Below are 20,904 nucleotides of genomic sequence, written 5' to 3' on the forward strand. Positions count from 1 at the left end.
AGTCATTCCTCCTGACAATTCGGTTTTTCTATAAGCCAGTGTTGATAACGTCCCAGCTCACGATAAGGGGACATTTGGTTGTATTTCATCTCCAGTGCCAGTAGCTCATCGAACCGTTGCTGATGAGTCAGGTCGCGTAAATAGTCATGAAAACAGCGAACACCGGTCTTTTGCTGAACGTTTAACCCTTCTTGCTCTAACCAGCAGCCAACCTGCTCCGGTACGGCTGGATTCTCAGGACTCAAACGAACAGTCTTTTTTACCTTCAGGCCGCGCTCAATATAATCAAAGTTGCCGTAAATAGCGTTAGCAAAAAGCTTGGCGTGGTAGTTATAAAACATAAGTGACAGTTTGCCGCCAGGCTTTAATAATGAAGCCAGTTGATGAATGGCGAGCTCAGTATCCGGCAGCCATTCCAGCACGGCGTGGCAGAGAATAATATCGTATTGACTTAGCGGTTGCTGATTAGCAAGCTCGGTTAAACTTGCCGCAACATATTTGCACTTATGCCCCAGGCCTGCCGCTTTGTGACGGCGCTCAGCTTCTTCAACCATTTCGGTTGAAAGATCAGAATGCACCACCGCAAAGTCTTTTTCCTGAAACCACTGGTTCACCTGACCAAGGCCGGCTCCTACATCAAGCACTAAACATGGCTCAGTCGCTAACAGCGGCGCTAAATCGCGCTTGAGCACCTCAACCCTGAGTTGTCCCTTAGTGGTGTCATAAATGGATTTAGAGAACTTTTGGCTGATACCGCTAAAGTCGCCGCGTTCTTGCTTCTTTTTATTCATTAAAGGCTTCTTTTCATCAGGCCGGACTGTCAATATCAATAAACTTAACATCCAGTTCAAACTGACTTGCTAAGTGCTCGCCCAGCGCTTTTGCGCCGTAACGCTCGGTGGCGTGATGCCCGGCCGCAAAAAATGCGATACCCTGCTCCCTGGCGCTGTGGATGGTTGGCTCTGAGACTTCACCGGTAATAAAAGCGTCGACACCAAGCTGAGCGGCTCTGTCAATGAAACCTTGTCCACCACCAGTGCACCAGGCTACTTTCTTAATTTTATTCAAACTGTCGACACGACAAACCAGCGACCGCTCTAAGCGCTGTTCCAGTTCATTGGCAAACTCATCGCAGGAAATGGATTTAGCTAACTGACCGGTTACCAGCGGGCATGCCGGATCAGAAGGATCCACCGGCCCATCGAATTGCCAATTCATCAGTTTGGCCAACTGCGCATTGTTTCCAAGCTCAGGGTGAACATCCAGCGGTAAGTGATAGGCAAATAAATTGATATCATGCTTCAACAGCTGCTGTAAGCGCCGCTTTTTCATACCAACAATTTCCGCCGGCTCGCCCTTCCAGAAATAGCCATGATGAACCAGAATCGCATCGGCTTTCTCATCAACAGCTCTGTCAACCAGAGCCTGGCATGCTGTTACCCCGCTGACCACTTTCTGAATTTCAGATTTGCCCTCTACTTGCAGTCCATTAGGACAATAGTCTTTAATCTGCTCACTGTTTAATAGTTTATTAAGATAATTCTGTAATTCATTTCTATTTATCGGCATATCTAAAAACCAAATTGCTTCGTTGAATGGCTTCAGTTTACCCGAAATTAGACAATAATCCGAAAAAACGGTATAAACGAATAGCGAAGCATTTTTATACAATACTTTTAAACCAAACCTTGAATAAAGGAACACTTGAATGAGCAACCTGGACAAAGATAAGGTAATCGCTGAATACACGGAAGCTTATCAAAAAGCTCACGGTAAAAAGCCTAAAATTGAAAGCAGTAACGGCTGGTATAGCGTTGATGGAGGCAAAAATGTACGCCTGAGTCAATTAGCTGACGACGCAAAAGCGCTTGGTAAAGAGAAAAAGTCTGCGCCTAAAAAGTCGGAGCCGAAGAAGACTGAACCCAAAAAAGCAGAAGCGAAAAAGCCTGCTGCGAAGAAATCTTCGGCTAAGCAATCTTCAGCGAAAAAATCCAGCTCTGGCGGCTTAACCGCAAAAGAACTGTGGAAGCAAAAGCTAGAAGGTAAAGACAGCGATTGTCGTTTACCCCGAGGCAGTGCGTAAGCCACCGCTATAAGTAAAAAAAGCGACCTTAATGGTCGCTTTTTTCGTTATAGAACGTCCGGATTTTTGCCGGCAACGCGATCTATTGGAACTCTAATTTTACGGTAACGGTGCACCAGAAAGTCGCTACGTTTAAAAATGACTTTTTCAGAACCAAAGTCAGCCTGAGACACCAGGAAGCGGTCGTTATCCAGTGTTTTTGCTATAATTCCTAACTTCCCCTGATGCGGTCCACGCTTAATAAAAATCGTCTGCCCTTGTATTCGGGGGTTGTTATAAGAAAATGTCGGATAATTAATTGCCACTGCCGTTTCCCTAAACCTTATAAGGCTATATCAATACCAGGATTATACTCCTATTATCGGTCACCGACAGAGATTCTTGATATTTATTTCTTACCAATATAAAGCGTTATCTCACCAACAGGGAAGCCCCATTTAGACATGTCGGTACGATTGATCATATTGTTCTCATCAATAAGATACAGCCAGTCATCCAGCGTCAATACCAGAGGCTCGCCGTCTACCACAACTTCCAGTTGGTACTCCCAGTTAAGAACATTGCCTGCTGTTGTACCTTTAGCAACGCCTTCAACATCGTCTGCACGCCCTTCATAGCTATTCGGACCGGTTTTCGTTATGTGCCAGACTCGTTGCTGCTCACGACCATCAGCATAAGTAAAATGTTCATCGAGAACGCCTTCGTTACCTTCCCAGGTACCTGTCATGGTTACCTCGAAACGCTGAATCACTTCACCGCTGTAGTCCTGAACCATACCATACGCAACCAATTCACCGTTAAAGAACTCTTCAAGCTTTAACTTTGGCTCTGCTGATTTATAGGCATCAATGCCGGTTGAGCACGCCGCAAGCAAACTGAGTAAAACAGTAAAACCTAAAACCTTTAAAGCCTTCATTTTATTTCTCCCCAATGAGTTCATTGCGCTCAGATTCAAAACGGCTATTTTCCGACAACCAAATAGCTAAAAACTGCTCAGTAAAGTCTTTATCTTCAATTTCGCCCAGCAACTTATCGCCCTGGTAAAATTCTGCTGTCCCGTCTTTCTTCTCAACTAAGAGCAGGCAGTCGCCCTCTTTAATGTCAGGCCAGATGGAGTCCAGTTTTTCTAACCATTGCTCATGTTTATCGCTATTCAGTTCCAGCTTCTGCCATTCTTCTTCCGTTGTCTCGATAAGATCTTTCGCCTTAATATCACGCAGGTACGCCAGTAACAAAGCTTGTCGTTCGTCCTGCTTATACTTACCTGACGGGCTATATAAAGTGGCATCATAAACGTCCCAGAAATACACGCTGAGCCGAGTTTGCCCAACTTTAGAAAAGTCATCGGGTACGGAAGCGGTGCATTCAGCGGCATAGGAATTAAGGCTGAAAAGCGCAATAATTCCGCATAAAATGAATCTCATACTCTACACTCCCTGTTCTTTCTTAGGTGACATGGAAAAAACAAAATACGCCATCATTAGTCCCCATACAGCGGCATAACAGGCAATAACAACGGGCATTGAGTTAACGGTTGCTGCATTAAGCTTTATTCCTGCAACATAGCTTAGAGGACCTGAAACAGCACCGAGCAGAACAGCTATTGCAGGTTTAGGTGCAATCCAGTCCAGTGCAACCGGTGCCATAGATGAAAAACCCAGCCACAGCATAACCAACCACAAAGGAAAGTATCCTCCGGCAAAATCGATAACGCCCAGGCTAATCACAATTGCTTCCAGCAATAATCCAACCGCAAACAGCCGCAAAATTAAGGTCCAGCTGACCCTGGCTACGGCAATGCTATAGAAAAATTGCAAGGCTAATAAAACGCCACTAAGCACAATATAGTTCTCACGGCCGGAAACGGCACTTAACCAAAGCGCATTGAACAGAACAAAACTGACAATTTTATGCTGAATAGAAGTCATTAGTAGGCCTGCGATTTGCTGGCGGTAACCTGAACAACCGATACCCGTTGTTCCAGAAAGCCACCTTCACAATAGCTGAAATAGTAGTTCCAAAGTCTGGAAAAGCGTTCATCGTAGCCAAGCTTTTCGAGCTCGCTTTCATGGGCGTTAAAACGCTCTTCCCACTGTCTCAGGGTTTTTGCGTAACTCAGACCGAAGTCGTGCACGTCACGTACCACCAAGTCGGTGTAACGCGTAAACAGTTGCGTCATTTGGCTTAAAGACGGAAGAAAACCACCGGGGAAGATATGCTTTTGAATAAAATCTACAGAGCGAGCATAGGATTTCGCTCGCTGGTCGGCAATAGTGATAGCCTGTAACGACATTCTTCCGTCTTCTTTCAACAGTTTGTTGCAGGTTTTGAAAAAAGTCGGTAAGTATTCCTTTCCTACCGCTTCTATCATTTCAACCGAGACCAACTTGTCGTACTGCCCTTCTAAGTCACGGTAGTCACGTTTCAACAGTTCAATTCTGTCGGACAAGCCCGCCGCTTCAACTTGCTGCTTAGCGTACTGAAACTGCTCATCAGAAATGGTCGTCGTGGTTACCCTGCAACCATAGTTTTTGGCCGCATAAATGGCCAGGCCACCCCAGCCCGTGCCTATTTCCAACAAGTGGTCTTGCGCCTTTAAATCAAGCGAATCGCATAAGCGCTGCATTTTATTGCACTGTGCTTGCTCCAGTGAGTCGGCAGGCTCTTTAAATAAACCACTGGAATATTGCATGGCGCTATCAAGAAAACGGGTATAAAGCTCGTTGCCCAGATCGTAGTGAGCGGAGATATTCTTTTTTGCCTGTCCTTTGTGGTTACGATTACTCCAATGCTGGTATTTATTAAAGGGAAAAGTTAACCAGGCCAGTCGCGTTTCTAGTTTATCTAAGGCCGGTAAGTTACGGGCAAAAATACGAATAACCGAGGTTAAATCGGGGGTATCCCAATGCTTATCAATATACAACTCGGCTGCACCAATACTGCCACCAGTAACCAGGCGACGGTAAAAAGATGAATCCTTCACGTCAATTTCAGCGTTCAGGTCTTTATCGGAATGCCCGAAAGTTTCAATGAACGTGCCTTTCTCTTTTATCGTCAACTGCCCATACTGCAAATGAGCTAGTAGTTTAAAAGCGATAGTTCGGAAAAGCTTATCCAACACACCATACTGAATAGGCGCTACCATAGTTGTTTCACCACTGGACATACAAACTGCCTTCTAATTATTTTAGTTACCAGGGTTTCCGTAAAATGGAACCCGCTTGATAAAAAGCTTTAACGCCTGCCAATAAATGCCCCCAATAATTTTTAGAGCCATAACAGGTGTTGTTCTTAATACGCGGTAAACTTCAGTACGGTTTAGCGGTTGTCTATTTAATTTCATACCGGCAACAAAATCTTTCTCTTGCTGGTGGGCGCTTAGAGTGACTTTTAAACTCTCGGTGGGTGGCTCTATCTGCCAGTGGTAGGTCATATCCATAGGATTAAATGGAGAAACGTGGAATTGCTTTACGGTTTCAGGACACTCTTCTGACAAATCGACCAAGTAATAATGACGTTGCAGCCAGGGCGTATTACTGACTTCAGCTAACATGTGCGTATATTCGTCATTGTCCTGCCGAAGAAAATACAAATTAATGGGGCTAAAAAAAATTCCAAAGGTACGTAAGTTACCGACAAATAGAACCTGACCGGTTAAATCTTTTCCGGCAAGGGAGGACATTTTCTTTAGTGCCGCCTGGTGTAAATTGCCCTCTTCATCTTTTAGGTAGTCCTTTCGACGAAACCAAAGGGGAGCAAAACTGTTACAGGATAACCAACGGCTTATAGAACTGACTTGATCGAGTTCAGATAAATCAATACACCATTGTTGAAAACGGTAATTAAAGGCATGATGTTTGGGGCGATGTCTTACATGAAAAACATCGCCCCAATATATGGCGCTCTTCATGAGTTATCAATCGCTTCAGTATTCAAACGGTTAGCAACATCAATAGCACTTCTTACGCCGTCTTCATGAAAACCGTTATACCAATAAGCACCAACAAAATGGGTGCTGTTCTTTCCGCAAATCGCATTTCGTTCTGCTCTGGCTTTTAAAGACTGAACAGAATATTGCGGGTGTTCATAGGTAAAGGTTTTAATAATCTCATCAGAGTCAATGGCAGCTGTATTATTCAATGTAACGCATACGGTTTTATCACACTGCAACCCTTGCAGGATATTCATATTATAGGTTACTGAACTGGGTTGTTCTTCTGCTGCATCATCTTCTCTTAATAGGTAATTCCAACTTGCCCAGGCACGTCGGTTTCTGGGTAACAAATTCTCGTCTGTATGCAGAACAACCTCATTCGGGCAATATTTTATCTCACCAAGAATACGTTTTTCGTCGGGGCTGGCATCGTCAAGTAAAGCAAGCGCCTGGTCACTGTGACAGGCGAAAACCACTTCATCAAAATACCGTTCCTCGCCATTACTAAAAACAAGAACAACCTGTTCCTGTTGGCGCTTAACCGCAACAATTTCACTGTTTAGCTCAAGCCTTTCTTTAAACGGTTCGGTCAGCATAGGAATGTACGCGTGAGAACCACCAACCAGCGTGTGCCACTGAGGACGGTCGCTAACATTCAATAACCCATGGTTATCAAAGAAACGTAAGAAAAAGCCCAGAGGAAAGTCCTTCGCATCGGCCAGGCTTGCAGACCATATAGCCGAAACCATTGGTAATAAGTAGTACTGCGAGACCGATTCCGGAATATCGTGCCGAGTAAGAAATTCTGCCAACGTGACATTGTCCGCTTCGCTGACATCCTCTTCTAACGCGCTTTTAGCGGCAGCGTTAAATTTCAGAATCCCCCGTAACAAACGGTAAAAAGACAAGCTAAACAAATTTTTCCGCTGTGCAAACAGTGTATTTAAGTTATGTCCGTTAAACTCCAGTCCCGACTTAGGATCACGTACACTAAAGCTCATTTCAGTGTCGCGCCAGGCCACTTTCAGCTCTGTCAACAAGCGTTTAAAGCGTGGATACGTCTTGTCATTAAAAACGATAAAGCCTGTATCCACAGCATACATACTGCCATTAATTTTTACATCGCTGGTGCATGTATGCCCGCCAATATAGTCATTTTTCTCAAATACACTGACTTGATGTTCACGACTTAAATAATAAGCACTGGTAAGACCCGCAATACCACTTCCAATAACGGCTATCTTCATGACGACTGCTTCCTTGCCATTTGTTCTGATAGTTTCACTTGTAAGCCTTCCGGCAAAATAGACATTAACTTCAGAAGGCTACTAAATAGCCACGGAAATGCGATGTCCCGTTTGTTTTTATTAATACCTTTTATTATTGCCTTCGACGCAAATTCAACGTCAACGCGCATTGGCATTTCAAAATCATTGGCATCAGTCATTGGTGTTTTCACAAACCCGGGTGATACGGTTTGAACTTTGATTCCCTGAGATTTCAAATCAACTTCCAGTCCCCGGGCAATATAGTGCATTGCCGCTTTCGAACCGCCATAAGCCTGAGCCCGGGTAAACGGGAGAAGTCTCGCCAGACTGTCAACAATGACCAGACGCGCTGAGTCATTGAACTGAGGAAGCAAGGCTTCCACGCAATTCATTGTGCCGAATACATTCACTTTAAACACACGCTCGAACATGTCGGCATCGAACGCTTTAACGTCGAGGTATTCACACACGCCCGCGCACAGTATGGCGACATCAATACCGTTAATTTGTGCTAAAGCACTTTTCGCCGATTCTTTGTTGGTAATATCAAAGGCGCTGCAGGTTATTTTTTCAGGGTATTGTTTTTGTACCTCTGACAACGCGTCGTTATTTCTTCCGCACACAACAACGTCATTGCCGTCAGCTGCATAATCCAGAGCCAGCTGGCGCCCAATACCTGATGAAGCTCCAGTAATTAAGACTTTCATTCGTCTGTTAGCCTATTTTTAATTTTATCAATGACATAGCCGACTAGCGGTACGTGTTCATAAAGCATTGCGCCGAGATCGTAATAATCTCTTTGTTCTCTGATTTTGCCGTCTTCAAAGGTTAAATACGAAACTCCCGGCAGAATAATTTCCATGCCATTGGCGAGCTTGGGGTGTGCGTAACGCATCTGCCATGTAAGGAACGCCTGCTCTTCCCCAACGCATTCATCGTCAAAGGCAAAGTGACAATACTCAACGTTTTCCATTGTGTGTTTTAGATACTTGCGAAAGTCGTCCAGCCCGACGACATGTTGTATTGGATCAGTAAACGAAATTTCGTCATGGTATAACTCATCCAGATCATCAAGGTTTTCGGTTTTCAGCTCATCGTAGAACTCTTTGAGTTTTTCGACTAATTCACTGTTATCCATTTTTCACCTGCTTAAACGTTGTTAGGAATCGTTCACGAGCAAACTTGTGCTCGACCATGGGGTCGCAATAGTTATTACTGCTTTGTTGCTGAAGCCAACTATGAGGCCAGTGAATATACTTTGTTGGTACTTCCTTAAGTTCCTCTACCCATTTACGAATGTACTGCCCGTCAGGATCAAATTTCTCACTTTGCTTAACCGGATTAAAAACACGAAAATATGGAACGGCGTCAGTTCCGACCGAAGCACTCCATTGCCAGCCGCCATTGTTTGCCGGAAAGCTCCCGTCAATTAAATGCTGCATGAAAAAGGCTTCACCTTTTCGCCAATCCACTAATAGATCTTTTACCAGAAAATTAGCTGTAATCATTCTTAAGCGGTTGTGCATCCATCCGGTTGATGTCAATTGACGCATTCCGGCGTCAACAATTGGATACCCGGTTCGGCCATCACACCAGCGTTGGAAAGCGTCATCGTCCTCTAACCACTGAATGCTGTCAGTTTCAGACTGAAAGCTCTCACCTTTTGATAAACGCGGCACAAAGTACATTAAATGCTGATAGAACTCTCTCCACGCCAGTTCCGTAAGCCAGGTATCAGCCCCGGAAGCAAGCCCAAACGGAAACTCCGGCGAAAACTTGTGTAATGCCCGGACAGCCGTCTGCGGTCCGATAACGCCCTGCGCCAAATAAGCGGAAAGTTGTGAGGTTCCGTTTTCAGCCGGCAAGTCTCGGGCTTGTTGATAATCATCAACGCTGTGGCCAACGAATTGACCCAGTTTCCCCAAAACTTGTTGCTCGCCGGCACTCCAGTCAGACGAATCTTTTCTCCCCAACGGGCATTCAGGCAGGCCTTTTGCGGTAACTCGAGAATAAGATTTAATTTGCAGCGGTTCGCTGTAAGTTTTTTCGCTTAATACTTGTCGCCACCGCCGGTTAAAAGGCGTGAACTTTTTGTAGTAGTCACCTTGTTGTGTTCTGACCTCTCCGGGCGACACCAACAAGTTACCATGATGCGAAACCAGTTCAATATCATCATTGCTTAGTACCGCATTGGTAGCCGCGTCTCTACGCTTTTCATCCAGCGCATATTCCGCATTAATATGTACCCGGGCAATTTTATTTTCCCGACAAAAGGATCGTAAAGCCCCTGGAACCTGACTGAATTTGGGTACTAACTGCACTTGCAGTTCAATGCCCTTTTCGGCTAAATCCTGCTGCAGGCATTCTAAGTTTCGCCAAATAAAGTCAACTTTTATCGGTGCCCAGTCATGGCTTTTCCAGGTTTCGTGGCACACAAAAAATATAGCCAAGGGTGGCTCATCGCCGTGGCATGCAGAAAACACGGCCGGGTTGTCTAAAATTCTTAAATCACTACGAAACCAAATTGCTTCTCGCATCACTACAGCCCATAACGTAATTTTAAATCATCGGGATATGGCGTCAGATACCATTGCCCTTCTAAATATTCTTTCGGAAACTCGCGCAAATAATGTCGTATTAACGTTAGAGGGGACATCAGAGGGAGAATGCCATCGTGATACTGGAGAATGATATCACTCAGCTCTTCTCGTCTTTCATGGGCGAGATCCGCTTTAAAATAACCCTGGATATGTTGAAGCACATTGGTGTGGTTCTTGCGCGACGCTGGTTTTGATAAAGCGTCCATCACATCAATGATATATTGCTCCGCAAAGGCACTGTCGATGACTTCTTGTTCTCCCAGACGTTTACCCAACTCGCGGTAACGTTGCTGATTATGTGCTAACAAAAGTAGCTTGCAGCGCTGGTGAAACTGCAAAAGCTGATGTTTGGAAAGCTTCTGCGTCATTTCTTTCCATTGACTAAACACATAAACCCGCATCACAAAGTTTTCACGTAAATGCGGGTCATTGAGCCGGCCATCTTCTTCTAAAGGCAAAGCGGGATTCTTTTCTTTAAGCCGCGCGGCAAAAATTCCCATTCCAGCTTTTTGTGCATGCCCGGTTTCCGGATCATATAACTTGACCCGCTCTATACCGCAGCTGGGAGATTTTGCGCATAGAATATAACCGCTTAACTGCTCTACTTTAACCTGAACCTTATCGGCAAAGGCAGCTAGCTGTGACGTAACATTTTCACCGGTTTTGGGCACTACCGCCTGTACATCGTCATGTTGCTCAAGGCGAATAGTCGGTCTTGGCACCGGCATTCCAATACCAACTTCCGGGCAAAACCGTACCAGTTCAATGTGTCGACTTAATTCATCAACACAGAATGCGGACTTCTTGTGTCCCCCGTCAAACCGGACCTCGTCGCCCATTAAACAGGAACTAATACCCACTTTTAACTTTACCATTTTAACCCCTGTTGAATTTCACTGATGATAATGTACGGTATATCGATAAAAATAGTTTGGCATTTATTCGATAAAAAAGATCCAACCAGACCCACCTCAACGTAATGTTTCTTAATTGTTCAAACTACTAGCCAAATGAGGTTATATGCAGCAGTATCAGCAGTTACCGCTATTCCCGCTTACCTCGCATATAATGCCGGGCGGACGCATGAAATTGAAGGTGTTCGAGCCGCGCTACACCAGGCTGGTAAAAGAGTGTCTGCAAAATAACAGTGAGTTTGTGGTGGCCATGTTTAACAACGAACATGCAACGACATCAAGCGATTACCTTCTTCCTTACGCCACCACCGTGAAAATTATTGATTTTGAACCAAGAGATGATGGCTTACTCGGTATAACCGTTGAAGGGAAAAGTCGGGTTCGTATTGACGAGCATTGGTCTGAAAGCGATAAATTAAGGTTTGGGAAAATAGAGTACCTCGAAAACTGGCCTGAACTTTCTCTGGATAACGCAGCCGATAAACTCAAGACTCGATTACAGGAAGCTTTCGAGACCTACCCGGAACTTTCCGAGTTGTTACCTGATCTCGGCTACGAGAAACTTGACTGGGTTTGTTCAAGGTGGCTTGAAATACTGCCTCTGGACGTCTATACAAAACAAGAGCTGATAAGATGCGAAAGTTGTCTAAAAGCAAAAGAATATCTGTTAGACTTAATTCGTTAATTGAGTAAACATTCTGCCATCTGGGTGATCCATTTTCTCAACACCCCGTAATAGTTAGAACATTGTGTGAAAAGAAGCAGGTCTAATTATGCAAATGGTGTCAGAAAGAACATCGAAACGGGGGTCTATGGCTACCACCCAGACAGACGCTGCCGAGAAAGCCGCGGAACTGCTGGCAAAGATTGCAGAAAATAGAAATCGCGCTGCCTTTAGTGAACTCTTTAGGTTATTTGCACCAAAACTACAATCTTACGCTACAAGACAATTTGGTAATGAACAAACGGCTATGGATCTCGTCCAGGAAACCATGACTAACGTCTGGCATAAAGCTCACTTGTTCAAGCCTGACCGTGGCTCTCCTTCTACTTGGATATTTACCATAGCTCGTAACATCCGCTTCGATTTGCTTCGTAAGAACAAAAAACGCAAAGATGATATCAGTGCTGATGAACTCTGGCCGATTCTCTCCGAGCAGAACGATAGCCTCGATGACGGTTACGCATTGGATCACGATGTTCTGATGCAGGAAATTTCTTTTTATTACGCTCAATTGCCCGATGCACAACGGGTTGTTATTGAGAAGATTTATATTGAAGGTAAATCTCAGCAGGAAGTCTCTGACGCTCTGGGAGTACCTTTAGGGACAATTAAGTCCCGAACTCGTCTAGCATTAAAAAAATTGAAAGAGTTGATAGTCGATGATGATTAAATCACACCCAGGCGAAGGCCTTTTATATCAATACGCCTCTGGCGATCTTAGCGCGGCAATGACGTTAGTTGTCGGCACACACATCGATATGTGTAAAGCCTGTCGTCAAACCGTGTGTGAGATTGAGCAGAAGCTGTGTGAAGAAAATTTGGATACATTGGTTAGTGTTGCCAGTACAACAATGAGCAAGTCTCAGTGTGACCAAATGCTGGAAGCCATTTTCGCGTCTTCTGCATGTAACAAACAAGCACACCAACCGAATGAGATGCTCTCTCTGGAAGGTCGTCGTTTTACACTGCCTCGTACCCTGGCGCACAATAGTCACCGCATTGGTGAGTGGTCGAAACTGGTCGGTAAACTCTGGCGCGCACCATTAACTCTGGACAATGGAAATCAGACGAACTTGATTTACATGGCACCAGGCGCAAAACTCCCTGAACATACGCATAAAGGAAAAGAGGCGACTCTGGTTATTGATGGTGTTTTTAATGACGAGCAGAGCGAGTACCGGGACGGTGATTTTATTTTGTTAGACCCCAGCCGTACCCATACTCCGGAAACTCAGGATGAAGACTGTTTAACTCTGGCTACGCTGGATGCACCTTTACACTTTACGTCTGGTATCAGCCGGTTACTGAATCCCTTTAGCCAGCTCTTCTTTCGTTAATTCCCGGCGACTAAGTACAGACTCAAATAAAAAAGAACCCGAGGTTAATCCTCGGGTTCTGCGTTTTCGACTCGACTTTTAAATTTCTGACCAGGTTTGAAGGTGACAACCCGACGCGCTGAAATAGGAATTTCCTCGCCCGTTTTCGGGTTACGCCCAGGGCGCTGATTTTTAGTTCGCAGTTCAAAATTGCCAAAACCTGACAACTTCACCTGCTCGCCTCTTTCCAAAGCAACTCTGATTTCTTCAAAAAAATCTTCAACTAACACTTTGGCATCTTGTTTACTAACACCGTATTTGTCGAACAGCACTTCTGCCAGTTCTGCTTTGGTCAGCGCCATAGTTTAATCCCTCAATGTTGCATTAAACTCACTCTTTAATGTCTCAATAAATTTAGTCATAAGCTCAGTGACTTCCGCTTCTTCCAAAGTTTTGTCGCTGTCTTGCAAAGTAACGGATAGAGCCAAGCTTTGTTTACCTTCTGCCACACCATCACCGATGTAAACGTCAAACAAGTTTAGGTCAACTAACTGTTTTACGCCAACATTTTCCATCGCAGCTATCAGCTCACCTGCCGCAAGGTCCTTATCAACCACAACAGCAAGGTCGCGACGAATAGATGGATAACGAGATACCGGCTTAGCTTGCGGTAAAGGTCGCTCAGTCACGACTGATAACGCCAGTTCAAACACAAAGGTGCGCTGGTTAAGCCCTAAAGCCTTATCAAACTTGGGATGCAAAGCGCCGATATCACCGACTTTTTCAGAGCCGCGGTAAATTGCCGCTGATTGCCCCGGGTGCAGTGCCGGATTTTGCGATGCAACAAAACGGAAGGCCGCAGCATTGCCTGTTTGAGCCAACAAAGCTTCAACATCACCTTTTACATCGTAAAAATCAACCGGACGGTCACCTTCCGACCAATGCTCTGAATGCGCTTTACCAGAACGTATACCGCTGATAACCGCTTCCTGACGAACACCGTTTTCAGCTGACTCGTCTGGAATAAAACGCAAACCCGTTTCTACGAAAGCCAGCACAGACTGCTGACGCTTCTGATTATGAGCAACCGCGCCGACTAATCCCGGCCATAAGCTTACACGCATAGAAGACATATCAACCGAAATTGGGTGTGGCAAGGTCAGCGCTGCGGTTTCATCAAACATCAGTGCCTGATGCTTTGGATCGACAAAGCTGTAGGTTATCGCTTCCTGATAGCCACGACTGACCATAGCATCCACCAACTGATGGGTACTAAGCTGGCTTTCTTTGCGCTCGGTCATACGCAGTTGCGCTGCCGGCGGTGCAGCCTGAATTGAGTTGTAACCGTAAACACGGGCAACTTCTTCAATTAAGTCTTCTTCAATGCTTAAGTCAAAACGGTATGAAGGAATGCCCACCTGCCACTGTTCACCGTCAAATGAAACATCAAAGCCTAAACGCTCTAGAATTTCAGTGACATTGTCATTAGCAATGCTGACACCCAGTACTTTCGCCAATCGGCAGGCTCTTAAGGTAATGCCGTCACGCTTAGGTAAAAATGCTTCTGCTACGGCTTCGGTTACCGGCCCTGCTTCACCACCGCAAATCGCCAACAATAATTCTGTTGCTCTTTCCATTGCAGTACGCTGCAACTGAGGGTCTACGCCGCGCTCATAACGATGAGACGCATCGGTATGTAACCCGTAACGACGCGCTTTGCCTAAGATGGCATCCGGTGCAAAGAACGCGCTTTCCAGAAAAATGTTTTTACTGCTTTCTGTTACACCGCTGTTTTTACCACCGTAAACCCCCGCCATGGCTAGTGCTTTTTTCTCGTCAGCAATAACCAGGGTGTCTTCGTCTAGTTCAACTAATTGCTCATCTAATAAGGTCAACTGCTCTTTCGGCTTAGCTAAGCGAACATCAATGTTCCCTTCCAGCGAGTCGAGATCAAAAGCATGCATGGGGTGACCCAGTTCAAGCAGCACGTAGTTAGTGACATCAACTACCGGGTCAATGCTACGAATACCGCTGCGTCTTAACTTTTCTGTCATCCATACCGGCGTTGGACGAGTTAAATCGACACCTTTAATAACACGGCCTAAATAACGCGGACATTGCTCAGCCGCAGACAAACTAATGCTCAGCGTATCTTCAATACTAGCGGTTACTTCATTACTTTCTGGTACTGTGACATCCAGACGGTTCAATACCCCTACTTCACGTGCAATACCACGAATACTCAGACAGTCACCACGGTTAGGCGTTAAGTCGATATCAATACTGTTGTCGTCAAGTTGCAGGTATTTACGGTAATCTTCTCCAACCGGAGCATCAGCCGGAAGCTCAATAATGCCATCATGCTCATCAATAAGGCCCAGCTCTTTAAACGAGCACAGCATACCGTTTGACGGCTGACCGCGAAGCTTCGCTTTCTTAATTTTGAAATCACCAGGCAATACCGCACCAACTTTAGCAACCGCAACCTTAATGCCTAAGCGGCAGTTAGAGGCGCCACAAACAATATCCACCGGCTCGTCTTCGCCAACATTAACTTTGGTCACTTGCAGTTTATCTGCGTCCGGATGAGGACCACACTCAATCACTTCACCAACGACGACAGTATGGAATTCATCGGCAACCGGCTCAACAGCATCTACTTCAAGACCTGCCATGCTGAGCTGTTCACTCAATTCATGACTGCTGATGTCGGGGTTAACCCATTCCCTTAACCATTGTTCACTGAATTTCATTGCTTACTGCCCGTTAGTTAAATTGTTTGAGGAAACGCAGATCGTTCTCGAAGAACGCACGTAAGTCATTCACGCCGTAGCGCAACATGGTAAGACGTTCAACGCCCATACCAAACGCAAAGCCGGTGTACTTTTCCGAATCAATGCCTACCGCCTTCAACACGTTTGGGTGCACCATGCCGCAACCTAAAACTTCTAGCCATTTACCATCTTTACCCATGACATCAACTTCTGCCGAAGGTTCGGTAAATGGGAAGTACGAAGGTCTGAAACGCACCGTCAGCGACTCTTCGAAAAAGTGATTCAGGAAGTCTTCTAAAATTCCTTTTAATTGGGTAAAGCTGACGTCGGTATCAACCATTAACCCTTCAACCTGATGAAACATCGGTGTGTGGGTCTGGTCGTAGTCATTCCGGTAAACCCTTCCTGGAGAAATGATCCGCAGTGGCGGTTTTTCATTTTCCATAGTACGAATTTGTACACCAGAAGTTTGCGTACGCAGCATTGTTGAGGGGGTAAAATAAAACGTATCGTGGTCGGCTCGTGCCGGATGATTCGCCGGAATATTCAACGCATCAAAGTTATGAAAACCGTCTTCTACTTCCGGGCCTTCTTTTACGCTAAAGCCTAAATCACCAAAAAACTGCTCAATGCGGCGAATCGTCTGAGTAACCGGATGCACACCGCCTACCGCTGAATGCCGTCCGGGTAAAGTAACGTCTATGCGTTCCGCTTCCAGCTTTTGCGCTAATTCAGCCGCTTTCAATAGCTCTTTACGAGCATTGATACTGGTCTGAACTTGTTGCTTGGCTTCATTAATTTTTTGTCCGGCTTCCCGGCGCTCAGACGGATCTAACTTACCTAAGCCTTTTAAAAGCTCAGTGAGCTGCCCTTTCTTGCCCATATACTCGACGCGGACTTCGTCTAACGCAGTCGGTGAATCTGCGGCCGCAATGGCCGATTCAGCCTGCTCAACAATTTGCTCTAGCTGCATCGTATCCCTCAACAACACAAGATAAATAATAAAGGCGCTATGATAGCGAATTTTCAATGAAAAAGGGAGCCAATTGGCTCCCTTCTAAATCTGTTTATTCGAACCCATAAAGGTTTTGAATAATTACAGTGCGCCTTTTGCTTTCTCAACCAAAGCGGCAAAACCGTTTTGATCATGAACAGCGATATCGGCTAAGATTTTACGATCGATTTCAATAGATGCTTTTTTCAGACCATTGATAAAGCGGCTGTAAGACAGACCGTTTTGACGAGCCGCAGCATTGATACGAACAATCCACAATTGACGGAATTGACGTTTTTTGTTGCGACGGTCACGGTATGCATATTGACCTGCTTTAGTTACTGCCTGGACCGCTACGCGATAAACGCGACTACGGGCACCATAATAACCTTTCGCCTGCTTCAGGACTTTTTTGTGACGCGCTCTCGCGATTACACCACGTTTTACTCGTGCCATTTGCTATCTCTCCTTATGCGTACGGTAACATGCGAACGACTAATTTAACGTCGGCCTCATGGACCATGCTCTTAGCGCGAAGCTGACGCTTACGCTTAGGGCTCTTCTTAGTCAGAATGTGACGCAAGTGAGATTGCTTGCACTTAAAACCACCAGAAGCAGTCTTTTTAAAGCGCTTGGAAGCGCCCTTGTTCGATTTCATTTTTGGCATGAAATTAAACTCCGCATTGTTGATAAAAGTGTGAAAGGGTGAGCCTGACAATCAGACTACTTGTAAACCACGATCACTTCTTGTTGGGTGCCAAGACCATAATCATCTGGCGCCCTTCGGCACGTCTTGGGAACGACTCAACAATTGAGATTTCTTCTAAATCGTTTTTAACGCGATTCAGCAATTCAATGCCCAACTCTTGGTGTGCCATTTCCCGGCCACGGAAACGGATAGTGACTTTAGTTTTGTCACCTCCCTCGAGGAAACGACGCAGGTTGCGCAGTTTTACCTGGTAGTCGCCCTCATCAGTACCAGGTCGGAACTTAACTTCCTTGACCTGAATCTGTTTCTGTTTTTTCTTCTGCTCTTTCTGTTCTTTACTCTTTTCAAAGAGGAACTTGCCGTAATCCATCAAGCGGCAGACTGGTGGTTCTGCGTTAGGGCTCATCTCCACCAAATCAACACCAGCTTCCGCTGCTGCATCAAGAGCCTCGTTAATACTGACGACACCAGCTTGTTCACCATCGGTTCCGATTAAGCGAACTTCATCAACGCCTGTAATTTGTTCGTTGATACGGTTTTTATCTGCAGCTTTCTGAGTTCTTTTTCCGCCTTTAATGGTTTATTCCTCCAAACAATTAATCAATTTTGCGAGTACGGACTTCGTCCTCTACACGAGTAATGAAGTCTTCTAACGGGAATTTGCCCAAGTCTTCACCACCACGTGTACGTACCGCAACCTCACCAGCTTCGACTTCTTTATCGCCGACAACCAGTAAATATGGAACACGTTTTAATGTGTGTTCACGGATTTTAAAGCCTATCTTCTCATTTCTCAAGTCGGCTGATGCACGAATTCCCTTTTCGTTCAGGGTTTTGACAACTTTTCGTACATAATCGCTTTGATTATCCGTGATATTCATTAATACAACTTGCGTTGGCGACAACCACAATGGGAAGTGCCCTGCGTACTCTTCAATGAGAATACCCATGAAACGTTCAAGTGATCCCAAAATAGCGCGGTGAATCATAACTGGCGTGTGTCGCTCGTTATCTTCGCCTACGTATGTGGCACCTAAACGCCCTGGCAACGCAAAATCGAGCTGTATTGTACCACATTGCCACGCTCTGCCCAGACAATCGAACAAAGTAAATTCTATTTTCGGACCATAAAAGGCACCTTCACCCGGCAAATACGAAAAATCGATGTCATTATTTTTCAAAGCCTGAGCTAATGCTGTCTCCGAGCGATCCCATGTAGCATCGTCGCCTAAGCGCTTTTCCGGGCGGGTAGACAGCTTCACATCGATGTTCTCAAAACCAAAGGTTTTGTAGGTTTCGTACACCATTTTGATACAACCAGCGACTTCTTCCTGAACCTGTTGTTCGGTACAGAAAATGTGTGCATCATCTTGTGTAAAACCTCGAACACGCATCAGACCGTGCAAAGCACCAGATGGTTCATTACGGTGACAGCTACCAAATTCAGCCATACGTAATGGTAAGTCGCGGTACGACTTTAAGCCCTGATTGAAAATTTGAACGTGCCCCGGGCAGTTCATAGGCTTAACGGCATACTCGCGGTTTTCCGATGAGGTGGTAAACATAAGTTCTGAGAATTTCTCCCAGTGACCTGATTTCTCCCACAGCACCCGGTCCATCATCATAGGACCTTTAACTTCCTGATATTCGTATTCGCGCATTTTTTCGCGAATGTAAGTTTCTAACTCACGGAAAATGGTCCAACCGTTGTGGTGCCAGAACACCATACCCGGCGCTTCTTCCTGCCAATGAAATAAATCCTGAGCTTTAGCAATTTTACGGTGATCGCGTTTTTCTGCTTCTTCTAGACGCTGCAAATAGGCTTTTAGCTGTTTTTTATCTGCCCAGGCCGTACCGTATATACGCTGCAGCATTTTGTTGTCAGAATCACCACGCCAGTATGCACCGGCCATTTTCATAATTTTAAAATGCTGGCAAAACTTCATGTTGGGTACATGCGGACCACGGCACATGTCGATGTATTCTTCGTGGTGATAGAGCCCTGGCGTTGCATCGGTCGGGATGTCTTCGTCCAGAATCTCTATTTTGTAGGGTTCATGGCGTTCTACGAAAGTTTCACGGGCTTCTTTCCAGCTGGCTTTTTTCTTTACAACGGCATATTCCGTTTTAGCCAGTTCTTTCATCCGCTTTTCAATTTTCTCAAGGTCTTCCTGAGTGAAGGTGTGATCAACATCAATATCGTAGTAAAAACCGTTATCAATGACGGGACCTATTGCCATTTTTGCGTCTGGCCACATCTGTTTAACAGCATGCCCCATTAAATGAGCACAAGAGTGGCGAATAATGTGTACGCCGTCGTCATCTTTTGGTGTCACAATTTCAATACGGGCATCATGTTCAATGAGTTCACAGGCATCAACCAGCTCACCGTCAATACGGCCGGCAACTGTTGCTTTCGCAAGGCCAGCACCGATATCGGCGGCAACTTCCATAATGCTTACAGGTTTATCGAATTCACGTTGACTTCCGTCAGGGAGAGTAATTACAGGCATGAAACTTCCTTTCCAACCAGTGGTGACACCTACCAAGTGCCACGTGCTCTATTTTGGTTTTATCTGCTTTATAGAAAAAACCTACGAAATTTTTGCGTTCGGTACCATCGAACGCTAGAGGCTACTATAATCGACCGCTTACATTTGAGCAACCGCCGAGCCTGTTTTGACATCAGACATTACTGGAGAATTAACCGGGCAACTTGCCGCTTTATTAGCAGCTGCCTTCTGGGCTGTCGCCACCGTGTTGTACCACCGTGCCGGTAGCCACTTCTCGCCCTTACAAATGAACTTAGTTAAAGGCGTTGTTGCCACTCCCCTGCTTTTGATAATGAGTTTGTTGCTGGGTAACTCATTAGAGCTAAGCTCTAGCCTGTGGTTACTCGCCCTAAGCGGCATTATAGGTATTACCATTGGCGACAGTTGTCATTTTGCTGCACTGCGCCGTTTAGGCCCCTGGCACGCTATGTTGCTGGAATATCTGGCACCACCAATAGCTGCATTCATGGCCTGGGCGTTTTTAAGTGACGGTTTATCCACCATTGAAATTACCGGTGCGGTCATAACCTTAAGCGGTGTTCTGTGGGTCGTTACTGAAAAAGCCCCAGACAAACAGCCTGCGCTTTCATTATCAGGTATATTCTTCGGCTGCGGCGCCGCACTCTGTCAGGCTACCGGTTTAGTCATGGCTTTTGCGGTGCTAAAGCAATCCAGCGTAAACGCTATTGATGCGGCATTTGTGCGTCTTGCCGCCGGCTCCTTTTTACTCGCCATAATTGTCGGACTTTCGAAACGAGGCGCGTACAACGCAATCATAAAACAAGTTCGCTCTATTAACCCTTTGCCGCTACTCGGCGCCATTGTGTTCGGTACGTTCCTGGCTATTTGGTTACAACAAATTTCTATCGCCAATATCAACCCGGGCCTTACCCAGACTTTACTCTCCACCGCACCACTCTTTTTGATACCGATTTCTTTACTGAAAAAACAACGAATTACCTCGCGTTCCATAACCGGAGCTTTAATCGCATTGGGCGGAATCAGTATTTTATTTCTATAGTTACAAGCAGGACTT

At 45.5% G+C, this 20,904-nt stretch carries 25 protein-coding genes; 5 read left to right on the forward strand and 20 right to left on the reverse strand.

What is annotated here, in order from left to right; genetic code table 11:
- Nucleotides 1–2 precede the first annotated feature (2 nt).
- Together DEU30_RS03395 and DEU30_RS03400 are read right to left on the reverse strand one after the other, a co-directional pair.
- The gene (locus DEU30_RS03395) at nt 3–791 is read right to left on the reverse strand and encodes a methyltransferase domain-containing protein (protein WP_114981264.1); all 789 of its coding nucleotides are present in this window, start codon (nt 789–791) and stop codon (nt 3–5) included.
- 16 nt (nt 792–807) lie between these two features.
- Nucleotides 808–1,569, reverse strand: a complete 762-nt coding sequence (locus tag DEU30_RS03400; protein ID WP_114981633.1) for a Nif3-like dinuclear metal center hexameric protein — start codon at nt 1,567–1,569, stop codon at nt 808–810.
- Between the two features lie 139 nt (nt 1,570–1,708).
- On the opposite strand from DEU30_RS03400, the gene DEU30_RS03405 reads away from it, so the two are divergent.
- The gene (locus DEU30_RS03405) at nt 1,709–2,083 is read left to right on the forward strand and encodes a hypothetical protein (protein ID WP_114981262.1); all 375 of its coding nucleotides are present in this window, start codon (nt 1,709–1,711) and stop codon (nt 2,081–2,083) included.
- 47 nt (nt 2,084–2,130) lie between these two features.
- On the opposite strand, the gene DEU30_RS03410 is transcribed toward DEU30_RS03405, so the two are convergent.
- The 11 genes from DEU30_RS03410 to DEU30_RS03460 form a co-directional block, all read right to left on the reverse strand.
- Nucleotides 2,131–2,388, reverse strand: coding sequence for a DUF3912 family protein (locus tag DEU30_RS03410; protein ID WP_011234625.1), 258 nt, complete (start codon nt 2,386–2,388; stop codon nt 2,131–2,133).
- Between the two features lie 83 nt (nt 2,389–2,471).
- Nucleotides 2,472–2,999: a DUF3833 domain-containing protein gene (locus tag DEU30_RS03415; protein WP_011234626.1), complete on the reverse strand. Its 528-nt coding sequence runs from the start codon at nt 2,997–2,999 to the stop codon at nt 2,472–2,474.
- A 1-nt stretch (nt 3,000) separates the two neighbouring features.
- On the reverse strand, nt 3,001–3,507 hold the full coding sequence (locus DEU30_RS03420) for a chalcone isomerase family protein (protein WP_011234627.1): 507 nt from the start codon (nt 3,505–3,507) through the stop codon (nt 3,001–3,003).
- Nucleotides 3,508–3,510: 3 nt separating this feature from the next.
- Nucleotides 3,511–4,011, reverse strand: coding sequence for a DUF2878 domain-containing protein (locus tag DEU30_RS03425; RefSeq protein ID WP_011234628.1), 501 nt, complete (start codon nt 4,009–4,011; stop codon nt 3,511–3,513).
- Entirely contained in the window at nt 4,011–5,249 is a 1,239-nt protein-coding gene (locus DEU30_RS03430) for a cyclopropane-fatty-acyl-phospholipid synthase family protein (protein WP_011234629.1), read from the reverse strand. The genes DEU30_RS03425 and DEU30_RS03430 overlap by 1 nt, the downstream gene beginning before the upstream one ends.
- 21 nt (nt 5,250–5,270) lie before the next feature.
- A complete protein-coding gene (locus DEU30_RS03435) occupies nt 5,271–5,993 on the reverse strand; it encodes a DUF1365 domain-containing protein (protein ID WP_011234630.1) in 723 nt (240 codons plus the stop codon).
- The gene (locus tag DEU30_RS03440) at nt 5,990–7,264 is read right to left on the reverse strand and encodes an FAD-dependent oxidoreductase (protein WP_011234631.1); all 1,275 of its coding nucleotides are present in this window, start codon (nt 7,262–7,264) and stop codon (nt 5,990–5,992) included. Before DEU30_RS03440 ends, DEU30_RS03435 begins: the two co-directional genes overlap by 4 nt.
- On the reverse strand, nt 7,261–7,992 hold the full coding sequence (locus DEU30_RS03445) for an SDR family NAD(P)-dependent oxidoreductase (RefSeq protein WP_011234632.1): 732 nt from the start codon (nt 7,990–7,992) through the stop codon (nt 7,261–7,263). Before DEU30_RS03445 ends, DEU30_RS03440 begins: the two co-directional genes overlap by 4 nt.
- Nucleotides 7,989–8,423 carry a nuclear transport factor 2 family protein gene (locus tag DEU30_RS03450; RefSeq protein ID WP_011234633.1) on the reverse strand — a complete coding sequence of 145 codons (435 nt, stop codon included), beginning with the start codon at nt 8,421–8,423 and terminating at the stop codon, nt 7,989–7,991. Before DEU30_RS03450 ends, DEU30_RS03445 begins: the two co-directional genes overlap by 4 nt.
- Nucleotides 8,416–9,822 carry a deoxyribodipyrimidine photo-lyase gene (gene phrB / locus DEU30_RS03455; protein WP_011234634.1) on the reverse strand — a complete coding sequence of 469 codons (1,407 nt, stop codon included), beginning with the start codon at nt 9,820–9,822 and terminating at the stop codon, nt 8,416–8,418. Before phrB ends, DEU30_RS03450 begins: the two co-directional genes overlap by 8 nt.
- Nucleotides 9,823–9,824: 2 nt before the next feature.
- Nucleotides 9,825–10,760 carry a DUF523 and DUF1722 domain-containing protein gene (locus DEU30_RS03460; RefSeq protein ID WP_114981261.1) on the reverse strand — a complete coding sequence of 312 codons (936 nt, stop codon included), beginning with the start codon at nt 10,758–10,760 and terminating at the stop codon, nt 9,825–9,827.
- 145 nt (nt 10,761–10,905) lie between these two features.
- On the opposite strand from DEU30_RS03460, the gene DEU30_RS03465 reads away from it, so the two are divergent.
- The 3 genes from DEU30_RS03465 to DEU30_RS03475 all read left to right on the forward strand — a co-directional run bounded on the left by DEU30_RS03465 (nt 10,906) and on the right by DEU30_RS03475 (nt 12,860).
- Entirely contained in the window at nt 10,906–11,484 is a 579-nt protein-coding gene (locus DEU30_RS03465) for an LON peptidase substrate-binding domain-containing protein (protein ID WP_114981259.1), read from the forward strand.
- 88 nt (nt 11,485–11,572) lie between these two features.
- Nucleotides 11,573–12,193, forward strand: coding sequence for a sigma-70 family RNA polymerase sigma factor (locus DEU30_RS03470; RefSeq protein WP_034821078.1), 621 nt, complete (start codon nt 11,573–11,575; stop codon nt 12,191–12,193).
- Nucleotides 12,183–12,860: a ChrR family anti-sigma-E factor gene (locus DEU30_RS03475; protein ID WP_011234638.1), complete on the forward strand. Its 678-nt coding sequence runs from the start codon at nt 12,183–12,185 to the stop codon at nt 12,858–12,860. Before DEU30_RS03470 ends, DEU30_RS03475 begins: the two co-directional genes overlap by 11 nt.
- 44 nt (nt 12,861–12,904) lie before the next feature.
- On the opposite strand, the gene DEU30_RS03480 is transcribed toward DEU30_RS03475, so the two are convergent.
- The 7 genes from DEU30_RS03480 to thrS all read right to left on the reverse strand — a co-directional run bounded on the left by DEU30_RS03480 (nt 12,905) and on the right by thrS (nt 19,829).
- Nucleotides 12,905–13,201, reverse strand: coding sequence for an integration host factor subunit alpha (locus DEU30_RS03480; RefSeq protein WP_011234639.1), 297 nt, complete (start codon nt 13,199–13,201; stop codon nt 12,905–12,907).
- A gap of 3 nt (nt 13,202–13,204) precedes the next feature.
- Nucleotides 13,205–15,592, reverse strand: a complete 2,388-nt coding sequence (gene pheT / locus DEU30_RS03485) for a phenylalanine--tRNA ligase subunit beta (protein ID WP_011234640.1) — start codon at nt 15,590–15,592, stop codon at nt 13,205–13,207.
- A 13-nt stretch (nt 15,593–15,605) separates the two neighbouring features.
- A complete protein-coding gene (gene pheS / locus DEU30_RS03490) occupies nt 15,606–16,586 on the reverse strand; it encodes a phenylalanine--tRNA ligase subunit alpha (protein ID WP_011234641.1) in 981 nt (326 codons plus the stop codon).
- A gap of 123 nt (nt 16,587–16,709) precedes the next feature.
- Nucleotides 16,710–17,063: a 50S ribosomal protein L20 gene (gene rplT / locus DEU30_RS03495; protein WP_011234642.1), complete on the reverse strand. Its 354-nt coding sequence runs from the start codon at nt 17,061–17,063 to the stop codon at nt 16,710–16,712.
- A 13-nt stretch (nt 17,064–17,076) separates the two neighbouring features.
- A complete protein-coding gene (rpmI, locus tag DEU30_RS03500; protein WP_011234643.1) occupies nt 17,077–17,274 on the reverse strand; it encodes a 50S ribosomal protein L35 in 198 nt (65 codons plus the stop codon).
- A gap of 73 nt (nt 17,275–17,347) precedes the next feature.
- Entirely contained in the window at nt 17,348–17,893 is a 546-nt protein-coding gene (gene infC / locus DEU30_RS03505; protein WP_011234644.1) for a translation initiation factor IF-3, read from the reverse strand.
- A gap of 19 nt (nt 17,894–17,912) precedes the next feature.
- Nucleotides 17,913–19,829, reverse strand: coding sequence for a threonine--tRNA ligase (gene thrS / locus DEU30_RS03510; RefSeq protein ID WP_011234645.1), 1,917 nt, complete (start codon nt 19,827–19,829; stop codon nt 17,913–17,915).
- A 166-nt stretch (nt 19,830–19,995) separates the two neighbouring features.
- Here thrS and DEU30_RS03515 point away from each other — a divergent pair, with 166 nt between their 5' ends.
- Nucleotides 19,996–20,889 carry a DMT family transporter gene (locus DEU30_RS03515; RefSeq protein ID WP_011234646.1) on the forward strand — a complete coding sequence of 298 codons (894 nt, stop codon included), beginning with the start codon at nt 19,996–19,998 and terminating at the stop codon, nt 20,887–20,889.
- Nucleotides 20,890–20,904 lie beyond the last annotated feature (15 nt).

Origin of the sequence: Idiomarina sp. 017G, assembly GCF_004362265.1 — a bacterium.
In the GTDB taxonomy this organism is placed as follows: domain Bacteria; phylum Pseudomonadota; class Gammaproteobacteria; order Enterobacterales; family Alteromonadaceae; genus Idiomarina; species Idiomarina loihiensis.

What these genes read in the sequence shown, in the direction of transcription:
- DEU30_RS03395 (WP_114981264.1), bottom strand. Translation starts at nt 791, where the DNA reads ATGAATAAAAAGAAGCAAGAACGCGGCGACTTTAGCGGTATCAGCCAA.
- DEU30_RS03400 (WP_114981633.1), bottom strand. Translation starts at nt 1,569, where the DNA reads ATGCCGATAAATAGAAATGAATTACAGAATTATCTTAATAAACTATTA.
- DEU30_RS03405 (WP_114981262.1), top strand. Translation starts at nt 1,709, where the DNA reads ATGAGCAACCTGGACAAAGATAAGGTAATCGCTGAATACACGGAAGCT.
- DEU30_RS03415 (WP_011234626.1), bottom strand. Translation starts at nt 2,999, where the DNA reads ATGAAGGCTTTAAAGGTTTTAGGTTTTACTGTTTTACTCAGTTTGCTT.
- DEU30_RS03420 (WP_011234627.1), bottom strand. Translation starts at nt 3,507, where the DNA reads ATGAGATTCATTTTATGCGGAATTATTGCGCTTTTCAGCCTTAATTCC.
- DEU30_RS03425 (WP_011234628.1), bottom strand. Translation starts at nt 4,011, where the DNA reads ATGACTTCTATTCAGCATAAAATTGTCAGTTTTGTTCTGTTCAATGCG.
- DEU30_RS03430 (WP_011234629.1), bottom strand. Translation starts at nt 5,249, where the DNA reads ATGTCCAGTGGTGAAACAACTATGGTAGCGCCTATTCAGTATGGTGTG.
- DEU30_RS03435 (WP_011234630.1), bottom strand. Translation starts at nt 5,993, where the DNA reads ATGAAGAGCGCCATATATTGGGGCGATGTTTTTCATGTAAGACATCGC.
- DEU30_RS03440 (WP_011234631.1), bottom strand. Translation starts at nt 7,264, where the DNA reads ATGAAGATAGCCGTTATTGGAAGTGGTATTGCGGGTCTTACCAGTGCT.
- DEU30_RS03445 (WP_011234632.1), bottom strand. Translation starts at nt 7,992, where the DNA reads ATGAAAGTCTTAATTACTGGAGCTTCATCAGGTATTGGGCGCCAGCTG.
- DEU30_RS03450 (WP_011234633.1), bottom strand. Translation starts at nt 8,423, where the DNA reads ATGGATAACAGTGAATTAGTCGAAAAACTCAAAGAGTTCTACGATGAG.
- phrB (WP_011234634.1), bottom strand. Translation starts at nt 9,822, where the DNA reads ATGCGAGAAGCAATTTGGTTTCGTAGTGATTTAAGAATTTTAGACAAC.
- DEU30_RS03460 (WP_114981261.1), bottom strand. Translation starts at nt 10,760, where the DNA reads ATGGTAAAGTTAAAAGTGGGTATTAGTTCCTGTTTAATGGGCGACGAG.
- DEU30_RS03465 (WP_114981259.1), top strand. Translation starts at nt 10,906, where the DNA reads ATGCAGCAGTATCAGCAGTTACCGCTATTCCCGCTTACCTCGCATATA.
- DEU30_RS03470 (WP_034821078.1), top strand. Translation starts at nt 11,573, where the DNA reads ATGCAAATGGTGTCAGAAAGAACATCGAAACGGGGGTCTATGGCTACC.
- DEU30_RS03475 (WP_011234638.1), top strand. Translation starts at nt 12,183, where the DNA reads ATGATGATTAAATCACACCCAGGCGAAGGCCTTTTATATCAATACGCC.
- DEU30_RS03480 (WP_011234639.1), bottom strand. Translation starts at nt 13,201, where the DNA reads ATGGCGCTGACCAAAGCAGAACTGGCAGAAGTGCTGTTCGACAAATAC.
- pheT (WP_011234640.1), bottom strand. Translation starts at nt 15,592, where the DNA reads ATGAAATTCAGTGAACAATGGTTAAGGGAATGGGTTAACCCCGACATC.
- pheS (WP_011234641.1), bottom strand. Translation starts at nt 16,586, where the DNA reads ATGCAGCTAGAGCAAATTGTTGAGCAGGCTGAATCGGCCATTGCGGCC.
- rplT (WP_011234642.1), bottom strand. Translation starts at nt 17,063, where the DNA reads ATGGCACGAGTAAAACGTGGTGTAATCGCGAGAGCGCGTCACAAAAAA.
- rpmI (WP_011234643.1), bottom strand. Translation starts at nt 17,274, where the DNA reads ATGCCAAAAATGAAATCGAACAAGGGCGCTTCCAAGCGCTTTAAAAAG.
- thrS (WP_011234645.1), bottom strand. Translation starts at nt 19,829, where the DNA reads ATGCCTGTAATTACTCTCCCTGACGGAAGTCAACGTGAATTCGATAAA.